The organism is Paracoccus aerodenitrificans (genome assembly GCF_027913215.1).
GTDB lineage: Bacteria > Pseudomonadota > Alphaproteobacteria > Rhodobacterales > Rhodobacteraceae > Paracoccus > Paracoccus aerodenitrificans.
Map to the genome: position 1 here is coordinate 1,857,639 of NZ_CP115784.1, position 16,233 is coordinate 1,873,871.

The following is a 16,233-nucleotide window of genomic DNA, read 5'->3' on the forward strand; positions in this document are numbered from 1 at the left end:
CCTCTCAGCCGACAAGTCAGACCATTGAACCCGGCCGGTCACCGTCCTAATGAGATCGCTAACATCAGTCAGCCGCGGAACGCCATGATGACACAGCCAGAGATGAGCGCCACCCCCAAAGATATCGCCCAGTCGGTCCGCGACCATCTGACCTTCTCGATCGGAAAAGATGCGCCGCATGCCTCAGTGCATGACTGGCGGGTGGCTTTGTCGCTTGCCGTGCGCGACCGGATCGTAGAGCCGTGGTTCGCCTCGACCCGCGCGACCTATGACGGGAAGCTGAAGCGGGTGCATTACCTGTCGATGGAGTTCCTGATCGGACGGCTGCTGGAGGATTCCATCGTCAATCTGGGGCTGGACGACATGGCGCGTGAGGCGCTGCACGGATTTGGCGTGGATTATGACGAGGTGATCCATGACGAGCCCGAAGCCGCGCTTGGCAATGGCGGTCTGGGACGACTGGCGGCCTGTTACATGGAGTCGATGGCGACTCTGGGGTGTCCGGCCTATGGCTATGGGTTGCGCTATGAACACGGGCTGTTCCGGCAGCGTTTCGATCACGGGCGGCAGGTGGAAACCGCCGAGAACTGGCTGAAATCCCGCAACCCGTGGGAATTCGAGCGCCCCGAGGCCGCCTATGAGATCGGCTTCGGCGGCTGGGTCGAGGGTGACGGGCCGCGCAAGATCTGGCATCCGGCGGAAAGCGTGATCGCGGCGGCCTATGACATGCCGGTCATCGGCTGGCGCGGGCGTTGGGCCAATACGCTGCGCCTGTGGTCGGGCAAGCCGGTGCAGGAATTCGACCTCGAACGGTTCAACCGGGGCGAATATGTAGCGGCGGGCGCGGCCGAGTCTCTGGCCCGGACCATTACCCGCGTGCTCTATCCCGACGACTCGACCGAGGCCGGGAAAGAACTTCGGCTGAAGCAGGAATATTTCTTCACCGCCGCATCGGTGCGCGACATCATGCGCCGCTTCGCCTCGGGCGACGAATCCATCGCCGCCTTGCCTGACCGCGTCGCTATCCAGATGAACGACACCCATCCCTCCATTGCCGGGGCCGAGCTGGTGCGCGTTCTGATCGACGATTTCGGGCAGGAATTCGACGCCGCCGCCGACATGGCGGTGCGGGTGCTGAACTATACCAACCACACGCTTCTGCCAGAGGCACTTGAAACATGGTCCGAGGGGCTATTCCGCAAGATCCTGCCGCGCCATATGGATCTGGTCGAGCGCATCGACGATCACCATAAACGCCGAAACCCCTCGCGCCCGTGGGAACTGTCCGCCATCCATCACGGTCAGGTTCACATGGGAACACTGGCCTTCATGCAGTCGGGCCATGTGAACGGCGTCTCGGCGCTGCATACGGATCTGATGAAAGAGACCGTCTTTCACGATCTGAACCGGCTGCATCCCGACCGGATCGTGAATGTCACCAATGGCGTGACCCCGCGCCGATGGCTCTATTCCGCCAATCCCACCCTTGCCGGGCTGATCACCGAAACGCTTGGTGATGAGGAATGGGTGGATCATCTGGATCGCCTGAAACGGCTTGAGCCCTCCGCCGATGACAGCGCATGGCTGGACCGCTATGCGGCTGCCAAACGCAGCAACAAGGTAGCACTGTCCAACTGGCTGGGTGAAAGACTTGGCATCGTGCCCGACCCGGATGCGCTGTTCGATGTCCAGATCAAGCGTATCCATGAATATAAGCGCCAGCTTCTGAACGTGCTGGAGACCATTTCTCGTTGGGATGAGATCCGTCAGAATCCCGGTGCGGACTGGCAGCCGCGCGTCAAGATATTCGGCGGCAAGGCGGCACCCGGCTATGTCGTCGCGAAAGAGATCGTGCATCTGATCAACGACGTCGCCGCTGTCGTCAACAAGGACCCCGCGATGCAGGGCCGACTGATTGTGGCCTATCCGGCGAATTACAATGTCTCGATGGCGGTCAGGCTGATCCCGGCGGCGGATCTGTCCGAGCAGATCTCAACCGCCGGGAAAGAGGCATCCGGCACCGGCAATATGAAACTGTCGATGAACGGAGCGCTGACCATCGGCACGCTGGACGGGGCCAATGTGGAGATCCGCGAACAGGTCGGGGCCGAGAATTTCTTTCTGTTCGGCATGAACACCGCCGAGGTCGAAAAACGCCGTGCCATGCAGGATCATGCCGCGCAGGCCATCGCAGAATCCCCTGCCCTCGCACGCGCCATCGAACTGATCGCGGCAGGAACATTCGGCGGCGACAGGGACCGCTATGGCAGACTCGTCGACATCCTGCGCAAATGGGATGATTATCTGGTCTGCTCTGATTTCGCCGATTACCGCTCGACGCAAGGCGATATCGATGCCGCTTACCGTGACCAGAGGGGATGGAACCGCATGGCAGCGCTGAACACCGCCCGCATGGGATGGTTCTCGTCAGACCGCTCGATCCGTGATTACATGAGTCGTGTCTGGGATATGGAGGCGAGCGATGAGCAAGCAGCAAGGCAACGGGCCGGGCAGCCAGCAGGATAACTCTGAGTCCGATCTGACCGCGCCACCGCCGATTTCCCGTGACCGTGCGCAGGCGCTTGCGGATGGCCGCGATGCCGAGCCGTTCCACTGGCTGGGGCCGCATCCTGCCGGTGATGGCTGGCGGGTCATGGCGGTGGATCACGGTGCCGCCGAGATGTCGATCGCGACAATCCACGGCGTTTATCCGATGGATCCGGTTCATGACATCGCCGGACTTTTCGCGGGGATCATGCCCGACCCGACCCCCTATCTGCTGAAAGGCACTGACGGGCAGGCTGAATGGGAATATGAGGACCCCTATCGCTTCGGCCCGGTACTTGGCCAAATCGACGAATATCTGATCGGAGAAGGCACGCATCATCAGCTCTGGCTGGCGCTTGGGGCGCATGTCATCAAGCATCAGGGTGTCAGCGGGACGCATTTCGCGGTCTGGGCGCCGAATGCCCGCCGTGTCGCGGTTCTGGGCGATTTCAATGGCTGGGATGCTCGACGCCACGGCATGCGGCGGCGCGGTCTGACCGGCGTATGGGAAATCTTCATCCCGAATATCGGCGACGGCACGGCCTATAAATTCGCCATCACCGGCGCACATGGAGAGCCGATGCCTCAGAAAGCGGACCCGGTCGGGTTCGGGGCGGAACACCCGCCCGCAACGGCTTCGGTCGTGCGCGAAATCGGGAATTACGACTGGCGCGACACAGCATGGATGGACCGCCGCGCAAAGGCGCAGAGCATCTCGGCCCCGATCTCGGTCTATGAGGTGCATTTGGGAAGCTGGAAGCGCGTGACCGAAGACGGCAATCGCCCGCTTTCTTATCTGGAACATGCTCGGGACCTGATCCCATATGTCGTCGGGATGGGCTTCACCCATCTGGAGCTGATGCCGGTTTCCGAATTTCCCTTCGACGGATCCTGGGGCTACCAGCCGATCGGGCTTTATGCGCCGACCATCCGCTTCGGCACGCCGGATGAGTTCCGCGCCCTGATCGACACCGCGCATGAGGCGGGCATCGGTGTGCTGCTCGACTGGGTGCCGGGGCATTTTCCGACCGATGCGCATGGTCTGGGACGTTTCGACGGCACCGCGCTTTACGAACATGCCGACCCTCGCGAGGGGTTTCATCAGGACTGGAATACGCTGATCTATAATTACGGCCGGCGTGAGGTGTCCAACTATCTGACCGCGAATGCGCTGTACTGGCTGGAAGAGTTCCATATTGACGGGCTGCGTGTGGATGCGGTCGCCTCGATGCTGTACCGGGATTATTCCCGCAAGGAGGGCGAATGGGTGCCCAATATCCACGGCGGGCGCGAAAATCTTGAGGCGATAGATTTCCTGCGCGGGGTCAACACTGTTGCTTACGGCACCGTGCCGGGGATCATGACGGTGGCCGAGGAATCCACCTCTTTTCCCGGCGTCTCGCGGCCTGCGGATACGGGCGGGCTGGGTTTCGGTTTCAAATGGAATATGGGCTGGATGAACGATACGCTCAGCTATATCCGGCACGAACCTGTGCATCGCAGTCACCATCACAACCAGCTTACATTCGGTCTGGTCTACGCGTTTTCAGAGAATTTCATCCTGCCGATCAGCCATGACGAGGTGGTGCACGGCAAGGGCTCGATGCTGGACAAGATGCCGGGAGATGACTGGCAGAAATTCGCAAATTTGCGTGCCTATTACGGGTTCATGTGGACCCATCCGGGCAAGAAGCTGCTGTTCATGGGATGCGAATTCGCACAGCGGCGCGAGTGGAACCATGACTCGTCGCTGGACTGGCATTTGCTGGAAGACCCCAGACATAAGGGCGTGCAATCGCTGATCCGCGATCTGAACCGGATATACCGGGACCTGCCCGCCCTGCATAAGCGCGACGCACAGACCGAAGGCTTCGGCTGGATCGAGGGCGGTGCAGCGGCGGAATCCGTTCTCGCCTATGCACGTTACGGAGAGGATGGCGACGTGCCTGTCGTCGTGATCTGCAATTTCACCCCGGTGCCACGCCACGGTTGGACGCTTGGCTTGCCGCGCGACGGCAAGTGGCGGTTGCGGCTGAACAGCGATGCCGGGGTCTATGGCGGGTCGAATATGCAAACCGCGCAGATCGTCACGGCGGATGGCGAGGAATATCAGGGCTATGATCAGTCCGCGATGATCGACCTGCCGCCTCTTTCGGTCCTGATCTACGAAGCTGTCTGACCTTAACAAGTGGGGAGGAGACCCATGACACTGCACCGTCCCAACCGTCTCTCATCGCGTGCAATGGCCTATGTCCTGGCCGGAGGGCGCGGATCGCGCCTGAAGGAACTGACTGACCGCCGCGCGAAGCCCGCCGTCTATTTCGGCGGCAAGTCCCGCATCATCGACTTCGCCCTGTCCAACGCGCTGAATTCCGGCATCCGCAAGATGGCCGTTGCGACGCAATACAAGGCACACAGCCTGATCCGGCACCTGAACCGGGGCTGGTCCTTCTTCCGGTCCGAGCGCAATGAGTTTCTGGATATCCTGCCCGCCTCGCAGCAGATGGATGAGGAAAACTGGTATCGCGGCACGGCCGATGCCGTCGCGCAGAATATCCATATCATCGACAGCTACGATGTGGATTTTCTGGTCGTTCTGGCCGGGGACCATATCTACAAAATGGATTACGAGCTGATGCTGCGACAGCATGTCGACAGCGGCGCCGATGTGACGGTCGGCTGTCTGACCGTCCCGCGCAGCGAGGCGTCCGCCTTCGGGGTCATGGATGTCGATGCCGAGGGGCGCATCGTCTCGTTTCTGGAAAAGCCCGCCGACCCGCCGGGCATGCCCGACGATCCGGATTCGACGCTGGCGTCGATGGGGATTTATGTGTTCGACTGGAAATTTCTGCGCGAACTGTTGCGGAAAGACGCCGCCGATCCGAATTCCAGCCATGATTTCGGCCATGACCTGATCCCCCAGATCGTAAAGAACGGCAAGGCCGTCGCGCATCGCTTTACCGAAAGCTGTGTCCGCAGCTCTTCCGACGCACCGGCCTATTGGCGCGATGTCGGCACGATCGACGCGTTCTGGCAGGCCAATATCGACCTGACGGATTTCTCGCCCGAGTTGGATCTGTATGACCGCGACTGGCCGATCTGGACCTATGGCGAGATCACCCCGCCCGCCAAATTCATCCATGACGATGAGGACAGGCGCGGCCATGCAGTCAGTTCGATGGTGTCCGGGGGCTGCATTATCTCTGGTTCCGAGGTCCGCAACTCGCTGCTGTTTACCGGGGTGAAGGCGAACAGCTATTCCACGCTGCGGTCGGTCGTGGCGATGCCCTATGTGAATATCGGACGGCATGTCAGGCTGAAAGATGTGGTGATAGATCGCGGCGCCGATATCCCCGAAGGTCTGGTCGTCGGAGAGGATCGTGACGAGGATGCGAAATGGTTCCGCGTAACCGATAGCGGAGTGACGCTGATTACGCAGGATATGCTGGACCGGCGGGCGGCAGGGCAATGAGCGCTGCCGCGAATCCCGACCGGAAACCGGTTTCGCCTCGCGACCGGGCAAGGCCTGCCAGTGGCAATGTCCTGTCGGTCGCCTCGGAAGCTGCGCCGCTGATCAAGACCGGAGGGCTTGCGGATGTGGTCGGCGCATTGCCTGCTGCGCTCGCCCCTCTTGGCTGGCGTTTGCGGACGCTTCTGCCCGCCTATCCCGGCTTGTCGGCAAAGCTGAGCGATGCTCGGCAGGTCTGGTCCGATGCGGATCTGTTCGGCGGCCCGGCGCAGATGCTTGCGGGCATGGTGGGCGATCTGGACATTCTGCTGCTGGACGCGCCGCATCTTTTCGACCGCGAGGGCGGTATTTACGGCACACCGAGCGGCGAGGACTGGCCCGACAATCCGGCCCGCTTCGCCGCGTTAAGCTGGGCCGCTGCCCGGATCGCCAAGGACGGGCTAAGCGATGGCTGGCGACCCGATCTGCTGCATTGCCATGACTGGCAGTCCGGCTTTGCCCCGCTTTGGACACGGGGTTCCGTCCCTTCGGTCATGACCATCCACAATATCGCCTTTCAGGGCATCGCGCCCGCCAGCCAGCTTGAAGCGCTGCGCCTGCCGCCCGAGGGGTTCACACCCGACGGTTACGAGTATTGGGGCCAGATCAGCGCCCTCAAGGCCGGGCTGATCCATGCCGATGCCATCACCACCGTATCGCCAAGCTATGCCGCCGAGCTGACCACGCCGGAATTCGGCTTCGGTCTGGAAGGGGTGATACGCGGACGGGCGGATGTATTGTCGGGCATCCTGAACGGGATAGACGATGCGGTCTGGAATCCCGCCATCGACGACCAGATCCCCGCCCGATACAGCGCCGGTGATATGGAGGGCAAAACCCTCTCGGCCGCGTCCTTGCGCACGGAATTCGGGCTGGACCCCGAGGGCGGCCCGCTTTTCATCGTGGTCAGCCGCCTGACCCGCCAGAAAGGTCTGGATCTTCTGCTGGAGACCATTCCGGGCCTTGTCGCCAGAGGCGGACAACTGGCGGTCCTTGGCTCGGGTGAGCCGGATCTGCAGGACGGTTTCCTGCGTGCGGCAAAAGCGCATCCGGGCCGGGTCGCGGTCAGAATCGGCTATGATGAGGCGCTCTCGCATCGCATGTTCGCAGGCGGAGACGTGGTGCTTGTCCCGTCGCGCTTCGAGCCTTGCGGGCTGACGCAGATATACGGTCTGGCCTATGGGACGCTGCCACTTGTGGCGCGGACGGGCGGGCTGGCGGATACGGTCATCGACGCCAATGACGCGGCGCTGCGGGCAGGCGTGGCGACCGGGCTTCAATTCGCGCCGGTCACCGCCGATGCGCTGTCGCTGGCACTTCGACGCGCTTCAGCCCTTTACGATCAGTCGGCAATCTGGCAGCGAATGGTCCGCCGGGCGATGGCTCATCCTGTCGGATGGGATGCCTCGGCCCGCAACTATGCGGCGCTCTATGACAGGCTGACCACAGGCTGACAGATACATGACTGAAACCGACTATAGGATCACCTCCGGCAGTTCCGACCGGCTGGGGGCGCATCCCATCAATGGCGGGGTGAACTTCGCTGTATTTTCCGCCAATGCCGAGCGGATCGAGATCTGCCTGTTCTCCCCCGACGGACAGCGCGAATTGCAGCGCCTGACCCTTCCCGACCGGTTGGGCGATATCTGGAACGGGTTCATCCCCAGCCTGCCAGAGGGCGCGTTATACGGGCTGCGCACCTATGGGCCTTTCGCGCCGGAACAGGGGCATCGCTTCAACCCGGCAAAGCTGCTGCTGGACCCTTATGCGCGGCGCCTGTCAGGGCGGCTAATCCATGACGATGCGCTTCTAGGGTATGTCAGCAACGCGGCGCAGGCGGATCTCTCGGTCGATGAGCGGGATTCAGCGCCGTTCATGCCGAAATGCGTCGTAACCCCGGACCAGCCGCCCCTGCCCCGTGGCCGCCGCACCCCGCGCGACCGGGTGATCCTCTATGAGGCGCATCCGAAAGGCATGACCGCCGCCAACCCCGCCGTGGCACAGACGCAGCAGGGGAAGTTTTCGGGGCTTGCCTCGGATGCGGTGATCTCGCATCTCCAGCGGCTCGGGATCACCACGCTGGAGCTTCTGCCGGTGCAGGCCCATGCCGATGAGGCGTTCCTGCTGCGTCAGAGCCTCAGCAATTACTGGGGCTATAACACGATGGCCTTTTTCGCGCCCGAGGCGGATTACACCGCAAAGGGCGACCCGGCAGAGTTCCGCGACATGGTTGCCCGCCTGCATAATGCCGGGATCGAAGTCGTGATCGACGTGGTTTATAACCACACCGCCGAGGGAAACGAGTTGGGGCCGACCCTGTCCTTTCGCGGGCTGGACAATGCCAGCTATTACCGGCTGATGCCGGATAATCCGCGCTTCTACATCAACGATACCGGCACCGGAAACACACTGAACTGCACTCATCCGATGGTGATCCGCATGGTGCTGGATTCGCTGCGCTACTGGGTCGAGATCATGGGCGTGGACGGGTTCCGCTTTGATCTGGCCACGGTTCTGGGACGCGAGCCGGGCGGTTTTGCGCGGGAGGGGCGCTTTCTGACGGCGCTGCGGCAGGATCCGGTTCTGGCGAATATCCGCCTGATCGCCGAACCTTGGGATGTCGGTCCCGGAGGCTATCAGCTTGGCGCATTTCCGCCGCCTTTTCTTGAATGGAATGACCGCTTCCGCGATACGGCTCGGGGCTTCTGGCGCGGCGACGGCAATATCGCGCAACTGGCCGAGCGGATGACCGGCTCTGCCCCGATCTTCGACCACAGCGGACGCGCCCCTCAGGCCAGTATCAATTTCGTGACCGCTCATGACGGTTTCACACTGGCCGATCTGACCGCCTATGACCGGAAGCATAACGAGGCCAATCACGAGGGAAATCGCGACGGCCATAACGACAACCTCTCAGATAATATGGGACATGAGGGGCCGACCGGCGACGACGCCATCAATCAGGCCCGCGCCAGACGCCGCCGCAATATGCTGGCGACGCTGATGCTGTCTCAGGGAACGCCGATGCTGCTTGGCGGCGACGAAATCGCCAATAGTCAGGACGGCAACAATAACGCCTATTGTCAGGATAACCGGATCGGCTGGATCGGCTGGGAGAATGCCGATGACGCGCTTGCATCCTTCACCGCAAGGCTGACCGCCCTGCGCCATGCCCATCCGGTCCTGCATCAGCGCCGTTTTCTGCACTCATCGGATCTGCCGGATGGGAAACGCGATCTTGTCTGGCATCTTCCCGACGGAGCCGAGCCGACAGATGCCGACTGGCAGAATCCCACGCTGAGGACATTGGGGCTGGAACTGCGCATGGCAAGCGACATGCCGGGCCGCGATGCCTGGCGCGATGAGGTCGCCTTTATCGTGGTCAATGGCAGCGAAGACCCGGCCCGCATGCAACTGCCCGACCCGGAGGGCCGCGTCTGGATGCGGGTTCTCGACACCGACGCCCCATTCGCGCAGGATCGCCACGAATCCGGCCCCTCCGCACAGGTCGCCGCCAATTCCATTGCCGTTTTCATGCCAGAGGGAGACCCCGCATGAGTGTCATTACCGTCCAGACCACCCCTATCGAAGGCCAGAAGCCCGGCACATCGGGCCTGCGCAAGAAGACCCGGATCTTCATGCAGCCGCATTTTCTGGAGAATTTCGTGCAGTCGATCATCGATGCGATTGGCGGGGTGCAGGGCAAAACGCTGGTGCTGGGCGGCGATGGCCGTTACTTCAACGACCGCGCGGCGCAGGTCATTCTGCGGATGTGCGCCGCAGGCGGTGCCGCGAAGATGATCGTGGGGCGCAATGCCTTGCTGTCGACGCCTGCCGCCTCGAACCTGATCCGCAAAAGAGCTGCGGATGGCGGCTTTATCATGTCAGCCAGCCATAATCCGGGCGGCGAAAATGAAGATTTCGGGCTGAAATTCAATGGCGCGAATGGCGGTCCGGCACCCGAATCCGTCACTGACAGGATTTTCGTACGCACGCAGGACATCACCGAATACCGCATCTTCGAGGGGCAGGATATCGACCTGTCCCGCATCGGCACGGCCACGCTTGGCGGGATGGAGATCGATATCGTCGATCCGGTCGCGGACTATGCCACGCTGATGGAGCAGCTTTTCGATTTCGGCGCGATCCGGGATCTGCTGTCCTCCGGGTTTACGCTGCGATTTGACGCGATGCATGCCGTGACCGGCCCCTATGCCACCGAGATTCTGCAAAACCGTCTCGGCGCGGCCAGGGACAGCGTCGTCAACGCGACCCCCCTGCCCGATTTCGGCGGCGGGCATCCCGATCCGAACCCGGTCTGGGCGAAGGATCTGATGGATGTCATGATGGCCAAGGACGCCCCGGATTTCGGCGCGGCATCCGACGGCGATGGCGACCGCAACATGATCCTTGGCCGCGGGATCTATGTCACGCCTTCCGACAGCTTGGCCGTTCTGGCCGCCAATGCGCATCACGCGCCCGGCTATGCTGCCGGTCTTTCCGGGGTGGCGCGGTCAATGCCGACCTCTCGCGCTGCCGATCTGGTCGCGAAAAAGGCCGGGATCGGAAGCTATGAGACCCCGACCGGGTGGAAATTCTTCGGTAATCTTCTCGATGCGGGGCGCGTCACGCTCTGCGGTGAGGAATCGGCGGGGACCGGCTCGGATCATGTCCGCGAAAAGGACGGGCTTTGGGCGGTGCTGCTCTGGCTGAATATTCTGGCGGCCCGCAAGCAATCCGTTCAGCAGATCCTTCAGGATCACTGGTCGGAATATGGCCGCAATTATTACTCGCGCCACGATTATGAGGCCGTTCCCTCTGACAAGGCAAACGCCCTGATCGAGCGGCTTCGCGCCATGCTGAACGATCTGCCCGGTCAGGAATGCGCCGGGCTGACCGTCGAGGCCGCCGATGATTTCGCCTATCACGACCCGATCGACGAATCCGTATCGAAGCATCAGGGCATCCGGATCAGCTTCACCGATGGGTCGCGCATCGTGATGCGGCTTTCGGGGACAGGAACGGAGGGCGCGACGCTGCGGGTCTATCTGGAACGCTATCAACCCGCCGATGGTCGCCTTGATATGAGCGTCGATGAGGCTTTGCTGCCGGTCATTCAGGCTGCCGAGGAGATCGCGCAGATCCGTCAGCATACCGACCGTGACAAACCCGATGTGACCACCTGACAGGGACGGTCAAATCGCAGCCGCACCCATCACGCCGCGACGGGAGACATGAATGAACCCTGACATGCTGAACACGCTCGGCACCTATATCTGGGCGCTCGATTATGGATCGGTTCTGGTCTTCGCCCTGACCGGGGCGCTTGTCGCCAGCCGGGCGCAGCTTGATATCATAGGGTTCATCTTCATGGCCTCGCTGACCGCTGTCGGCGGTGGGACGTTGCGGGATCTGGTTCTGGGACGCGATCCGGTTTTCTGGGTGGCTCAGCCCGAGCTTATCATTATCGCAGCTGCGGCAGCCTTCCTTGTGTTCTGGACCGCGCATCTTCTTGAAAGCCGCTATCGCTGGCTGCTCTGGCTGGATGCTATTGCGCTTGCCGTTGCTGTTCCGGCAGGTGTCGGCGTTGCTCTGGTGGGCGGGTTCGGCCCGGTTATCGTGGTGATTGCCGGCGTCATCACCGGCACGATGGGCGGGCTGATGCGCGATGTCGTGGGCAATGAAGTGCCGCTGATCCTCAAGGGAAGCGAGCTGTATCTCACCTGCACCTTCGGAGGCGCGGTGGCGGCGCTGCTTCTTGTCTGGCTGGGTCTGCCCCGCTCAGCCGCGCTGACCGGAGGCGGGCTGACCGTGTTTCTGCTGCGTGCCGGAACGCTGATCTGGGGTTGGTCCCTGCCTGCCTATAAACCGAGACCGCCGCGCACACGCGGCTGAGCGGACCCTGCCCGGAACTGCATCGGCAGCTTGCTCCGGGCAGGGTCAGTTATCGGGATTTACCCCTGACGCTCTGCATGCGACTCGGGGTCGTGATCGACCTGAGCGGCGATCTCTTTGGTCCATGCGGACACGGCAGGCACGCGGGAACGGTCGATGCGGTGCTGGTATTTCTTCGCCACATCGACGACCTCGGACAGCAACCCGTCCTCCAGCGTGATCGGGTTCAGGCCAAGCGCCAGGAACTGATCATTCTTCACGATCAGATCGTTCTCGGCGGCTTCCTTGCGCGGGTTGGGCAGGTTCATCACCTTTGCCCCCGCCAGACGAGCCACCATCGCCGCCAGATCGCGCACGCGGTGGGTTTCGGTCATCTGGTTGAAGATCTTCACCCGTTCGCCCGCCGCCGGCGCATCGTTCAGAGCCAGTTCGATACAGCGCACGCAATCCTGAATATGGATGAAAGCCCGTGTCTGCCCGCCTGTGCCATGTACGGTCAGCGGATAGCCGATCGCCGCCTGAATCAGGAACCGGTTCAGCACCGTGCCGTAATCGCCGTCATAGTCGAACCGGTTGATCAACTGCTCATGCCGCCGCGTCTGGTCGGTATGCGTCCCCCAGACGATGCCCTGATGCAGATCGGTGATCCGCAGCCCGTCATTCTGGGCGAAGAACTGGAACATGATCTGATCCAGCGATTTGGTCATGTGATAGACCGAACCGGGCCGGGTCGGATACAGCACCTGCTGCTGTTTCTTGCCATTGGGCGTGTCGATCTCAATATCCAGATAGCCTTCCGGGATCGGTGCCCCGACTGAGGAATACCCATAGACCCCCATCGTACCCAGATGCACCAGATGCGCATCGATGCCGGTTTCCACCATCGCCGCCAGCAGGTTATGCGTCGCGTTGACGTTGTTATCGACCGTATAGACCTTGTGCCGGTCGGTTTTCATCGAATAGGGCGCGGCGCGTTGCTCGGCGAAATGGATGATGGCGTCGGGTTTGTATTCGGCCAGCCATTTCTTGAGACGCTCGAATTCCTTGGCCAGATCCAGCAGATGAAAATGGATCTGGTTCCCGCTTTCCTGCTTCCAGATCCGGCAGCGTTCCTGAATCGAATCCATCGGGGTGAGGGATTGTACGCCCAGTTCGGTGTCGATCCAGCGGCGTGACAGATTGTCCACAATATGAACGTCATGCCCCAGATTGGAGAGATGAAGCGAGGTCGGCCAGCCGACAAATCCGTCGCCGCCAAGAACCGCAATGCGCATGAGAAGCCTTTCCTTACCTTTCTTGCCGCCCCTTCCGGGATGGCGCAGGTGCCATAATGGCACCGATCAGTAAAGGCCGCCTATCATCGCTGCAAGACAGTTATGTGACGCCGCTGCGACAGCGCGGGAATGCGCCGCTCTGCGGTGATTTCATGTGCTTACCAGCAACACATGGACAAATCCCGGACCATGAGCGCCGCGCACGAAATACCCCTCGATATCGGTTGTTCCAGAAGATCCGGTGATCATCACGGCATTTCGGGGCCGCAGCGCGGCATAAGTTGCATAGTCATCCAGAAAGGGCAGGATGCGGGCTTCCTTCACCACCACCAGCCAGTGCCGGGGCAGCATAGCATGCAGGATCGGCTGCGTCGCGGAAGAATGGATCACGACCGAGCCGGTTTCCGCCACCGCCCAATCCGCAACGCTGATCGCGACGGCTTCGTCCGGGGCGCAATCGGGATGGGTCTCGATGCCGCCCCGATCCAGACCGGCAAGAAGCGGATCGGGCGTGATGGCGACAGAATTCGGCAGATCATGCTGCTTCAGATACTCCGCCACAGCCGAAGCCAGCCCTGCCACGTCAGGAACACGCGCCAAACTCACCCCAAGCGCAGGCATCGCGCATTTCGCGATGAAGGCGGCAACCGGGTCCTGCCCGGAAAGCGCGGGCCGGATCTCATCGGGATGATGCAGAAGCGCGGCGGCCTCTGCCCTGATCTCACCCAGTGAGCGCTTGCGCACAGCCCCGCCTTGCCCGCGTGTCAGGCCTTGGCTGATTGCCCGGAAGATGTCGTCACGCGCCGTCATTCCGGGCCTTTATTGCCGTATTTCCGGTGCTGCGACATGAAGCTGCGCGATGCAGGACGGGGCAGATCGCGCGTCTGCGTCCAGCCTTTGTCGAAAGGCATCCTTATGATCCATCCGTCCCGCCCGAACAGCCGCATCAGGGGCAGTGCGATGCGCGTTCCAAAGCGATACAGCCGGGGCCGTCTGGCGGCAAAACCCCAGAGCCCAAGGCCAAAGCGCATCGCGCCGACCTCTTGCTGGCTGTCCCATGATCTGAAACGCCACGCTTTCAGCAGCGTCTTGAGCGGTATTCTGACCGGACAAACCTCCTCGCAGCGTCCGTTCAGCGTGCAGGCGAAAGGCAGGTCCCGGCTTTTCGCAAGCCCGTCCAGAACCGGCGTCAGCACCGCCCCCATCGGTCCGGGATAGGTCCCGCCATAGGCATGACCGCCGATCTGGCGATACACGACACAGTGATTCATGCAGGCGCCGCAACGGATGCAGCGCAGCATGGTGCGGAACTCATCCCCAAGCATCCGCGAGCGTCCGTTATCGACCAGCACGATATGCATTTCCTCGGGACCGTCCGCATCGCCCTGCCGCTTCGGCCCGCAATGGAAGGTCGTATACTGCGTCACCTCTCCGCCAGTGGCGGAACGGACCAGCACCCTCAGCAACGCCATAGCGTGATCGGTCGAGGGCACCAGCTTTTCGATGCCTGCGGTCACGATATGAACGCGCGGAGGCGTGGTCGAGAGTTCGGCATTGCCCTCATTGGTGACGGTGCAGGTCGCGCCGGTATCCGCGACAAGAAAATTCGCACCCGAGATCCCCACATCCGCCGACAGAAACTTCCCGCGCAGCACATTGCGGGCCGAGGCCACCATCGAAGCCGCATCACCCGCCACTGGCGGCGGGTGGTGATCTTTCTGAAACAGAACCGCGACATCTTCCCGGGTGCGGTGCATGGCGGGCCAGATGATATGGCTTGGCCGCTCTCCGGCAAGCTGGATGATATGTTCGGCCAGATCCGTCTCGACCCGCTCGATCCCCGCATCGTCCAGGGCATGCGGCAGACCGATTTCCTCGCCGAGCATGGATTTCGACCGCGTGACACGTTTCGCACCCGCATCCTTGCAGATCCGGGTGACGATGGAAGCCGCCTCGGAGGCACCGCGCACCCAGTGAATATGCGCCCCTGCCGCAATTGCGTTTCGTTCGAACTCGGCAAGATAGTGATCCAGATTGGCGATCACATGATCCTTGATCGCCGCCGCCCGGTCCCGCGCAGCCTGAAATTCGGGAAAATCACCGACCGAAGCCGCGCGTTTGGTTTCCGCCGTGCCGGTCGTCCGGTTTATCGCGACCTTGAGATTGGCGTCATTCAGCGCCGTCGTTGCACGCTGTCTGAAGCCTTGCCGGATCTGCGCGGCAGTCATGTCCCGCTCTCTCCGATGGCGGGACCGTCAGCCATACCTGCCAGCACCTCAGCCGTATGAAAGCAACGTGTCGCCGCCCCTTCGCGATGCAGGCGACCGGCTATATTCATCAGGCAGCCCAGATCCCCCGCAAGCAGCAGATCGGCCCCGGTCTGACGAATATTCCCGGTTTTCTCTGACAGGATCGCCGTCGAGATTTCGGGATATTTCACACAGAATGTCCCCCCGAAACCGCAGCAGACATTCGCACCGTCCAGAGGCCGCATCTTCAGCCCCTCTATCTCCGCAAGCAGAGCACGTGGCTGTTCCTCAATCCCCAACTCACGCAGGCCCGAGCAACTGTCATGATAGGTCGCCGTCGCGTCCAGACGAATGCCTTCGGGATGCCACCCCATCACATCATGCAAAAAACCGATGATTTCAAAAGACTTCCGGGCCAGATCCTCAGCACGTCCGTTCCAGTCCGGATCGCTGAGCAGCGACGGGTAGGAACGGATCTGTCCGACACAGGAGCCTGAGGGAGCCACAAGATAATCATACCCCTCGAATGCCGCGATGACAGTCTTCGCAATTCGGAAAGCGCTGCGCCGGTCTCCACTGTTACTGCCGGGCTGACCGCAGCAGCTTTGCCTGCGCGGAACCTCGACCCTGCAGCCTGCCTGTTCCAGCAGCCGGATCGTCGCAAACCCGATCTGCGGCCGCATGGCATCGACCAGACAGGTCACGAACAGGCCAACTCGGGGGGAGGTCGTCATCTGGCACCTTGGGCTTGATCCGTAAA

11 protein-coding genes are annotated in these 16,233 nt (G+C 61.8%); 7 read left to right on the forward strand and 4 right to left on the reverse strand.

The annotated features are described in order from the left end of the window. Nucleotides 1-87 precede the first annotated feature (87 nt). The 7 genes from PAE61_RS10515 to PAE61_RS10545 are packed head-to-tail and all read left to right on the forward strand — an operon-like array spanning nucleotide 88 to nucleotide 11,950. Complete coding sequence (locus PAE61_RS10515; RefSeq protein WP_271112345.1) at nucleotides 88-2,526, forward strand: glycogen/starch/alpha-glucan phosphorylase; 2,439 nt, start codon at nucleotides 88-90, stop codon at nucleotides 2,524-2,526. Further along, complete coding sequence (gene glgB, locus PAE61_RS10520; protein WP_271112346.1) at nucleotides 2,483-4,726, forward strand: 1,4-alpha-glucan branching protein GlgB; 2,244 nt, start codon at nucleotides 2,483-2,485, stop codon at nucleotides 4,724-4,726. The genes PAE61_RS10515 and glgB overlap by 44 nt, the downstream gene beginning before the upstream one ends. A gap of 24 nt (nucleotides 4,727-4,750) precedes the next feature. Continuing rightward, nucleotides 4,751-6,019 (forward strand): glucose-1-phosphate adenylyltransferase, encoded by a 1,269-nt coding sequence (glgC, locus tag PAE61_RS10525; RefSeq protein WP_271112347.1) that lies wholly within the window; start codon nucleotides 4,751-4,753, stop codon nucleotides 6,017-6,019. Beyond that, on the forward strand, nucleotides 6,016-7,509 hold the full coding sequence (gene glgA / locus PAE61_RS10530; RefSeq protein WP_271112348.1) for a glycogen synthase GlgA: 1,494 nt from the start codon (nucleotides 6,016-6,018) through the stop codon (nucleotides 7,507-7,509). Before glgC ends, glgA begins: the two co-directional genes overlap by 4 nt. 7 nt (nucleotides 7,510-7,516) lie before the next feature. Further along, nucleotides 7,517-9,613 carry a glycogen debranching protein GlgX gene (gene glgX / locus PAE61_RS10535; protein ID WP_271112349.1) on the forward strand — a complete coding sequence of 699 codons (2,097 nt, stop codon included), beginning with the start codon at nucleotides 7,517-7,519 and terminating at the stop codon, nucleotides 9,611-9,613. Continuing rightward, complete coding sequence (locus PAE61_RS10540; protein ID WP_271112350.1) at nucleotides 9,610-11,241, forward strand: alpha-D-glucose phosphate-specific phosphoglucomutase; 1,632 nt, start codon at nucleotides 9,610-9,612, stop codon at nucleotides 11,239-11,241. Before glgX ends, PAE61_RS10540 begins: the two co-directional genes overlap by 4 nt. 52 nt (nucleotides 11,242-11,293) lie before the next feature. Continuing rightward, a complete protein-coding gene (locus tag PAE61_RS10545; protein WP_271112351.1) occupies nucleotides 11,294-11,950 on the forward strand; it encodes a trimeric intracellular cation channel family protein in 657 nt (218 codons plus the stop codon). 59 nt (nucleotides 11,951-12,009) lie between these two features. On the opposite strand, the gene PAE61_RS10550 is transcribed toward PAE61_RS10545, so the two are convergent. The 4 genes from PAE61_RS10550 to PAE61_RS10565 form a co-directional block, all read right to left on the reverse strand. After that, nucleotides 12,010-13,224, reverse strand: coding sequence for an NAD-dependent epimerase/dehydratase family protein (locus tag PAE61_RS10550; RefSeq protein ID WP_271112352.1), 1,215 nt, complete (start codon nucleotides 13,222-13,224; stop codon nucleotides 12,010-12,012). 150 nt (nucleotides 13,225-13,374) lie between these two features. Next, nucleotides 13,375-14,034 (reverse strand): LutC/YkgG family protein, encoded by a 660-nt coding sequence (locus PAE61_RS10555; protein WP_271112353.1) that lies wholly within the window; start codon nucleotides 14,032-14,034, stop codon nucleotides 13,375-13,377. After that, nucleotides 14,031-15,452: a LutB/LldF family L-lactate oxidation iron-sulfur protein gene (locus PAE61_RS10560; protein ID WP_271112354.1), complete on the reverse strand. Its 1,422-nt coding sequence runs from the start codon at nucleotides 15,450-15,452 to the stop codon at nucleotides 14,031-14,033. Before PAE61_RS10560 ends, PAE61_RS10555 begins: the two co-directional genes overlap by 4 nt. Continuing rightward, nucleotides 15,449-16,207, reverse strand: coding sequence for a (Fe-S)-binding protein (locus PAE61_RS10565; protein ID WP_271112355.1), 759 nt, complete (start codon nucleotides 16,205-16,207; stop codon nucleotides 15,449-15,451). Before PAE61_RS10565 ends, PAE61_RS10560 begins: the two co-directional genes overlap by 4 nt. Between the last annotated feature and the right edge of the window lie 26 nt (nucleotides 16,208-16,233).

Bases quoted from the DNA above. Each gene is read 5' to 3' on its own strand.
- PAE61_RS10515 (WP_271112345.1), top strand. From the start codon at position 88: ATGACACAGCCAGAGATGAGCGCCACCCCCAAAGATATCGCCCAGTCG.
- glgB (WP_271112346.1), top strand. From the start codon at position 2,483: ATGAGCAAGCAGCAAGGCAACGGGCCGGGCAGCCAGCAGGATAACTCT.
- glgC (WP_271112347.1), top strand. From the start codon at position 4,751: ATGACACTGCACCGTCCCAACCGTCTCTCATCGCGTGCAATGGCCTAT.
- glgA (WP_271112348.1), top strand. From the start codon at position 6,016: ATGAGCGCTGCCGCGAATCCCGACCGGAAACCGGTTTCGCCTCGCGAC.
- glgX (WP_271112349.1), top strand. From the start codon at position 7,517: ATGACTGAAACCGACTATAGGATCACCTCCGGCAGTTCCGACCGGCTG.
- PAE61_RS10540 (WP_271112350.1), top strand. From the start codon at position 9,610: ATGAGTGTCATTACCGTCCAGACCACCCCTATCGAAGGCCAGAAGCCC.
- PAE61_RS10545 (WP_271112351.1), top strand. From the start codon at position 11,294: ATGAACCCTGACATGCTGAACACGCTCGGCACCTATATCTGGGCGCTC.
- PAE61_RS10550 (WP_271112352.1), bottom strand. From the start codon at position 13,224: ATGCGCATTGCGGTTCTTGGCGGCGACGGATTTGTCGGCTGGCCGACC.
- PAE61_RS10555 (WP_271112353.1), bottom strand. From the start codon at position 14,034: ATGACGGCGCGTGACGACATCTTCCGGGCAATCAGCCAAGGCCTGACA.
- PAE61_RS10560 (WP_271112354.1), bottom strand. From the start codon at position 15,452: ATGACTGCCGCGCAGATCCGGCAAGGCTTCAGACAGCGTGCAACGACG.
- PAE61_RS10565 (WP_271112355.1), bottom strand. From the start codon at position 16,207: ATGACGACCTCCCCCCGAGTTGGCCTGTTCGTGACCTGTCTGGTCGAT.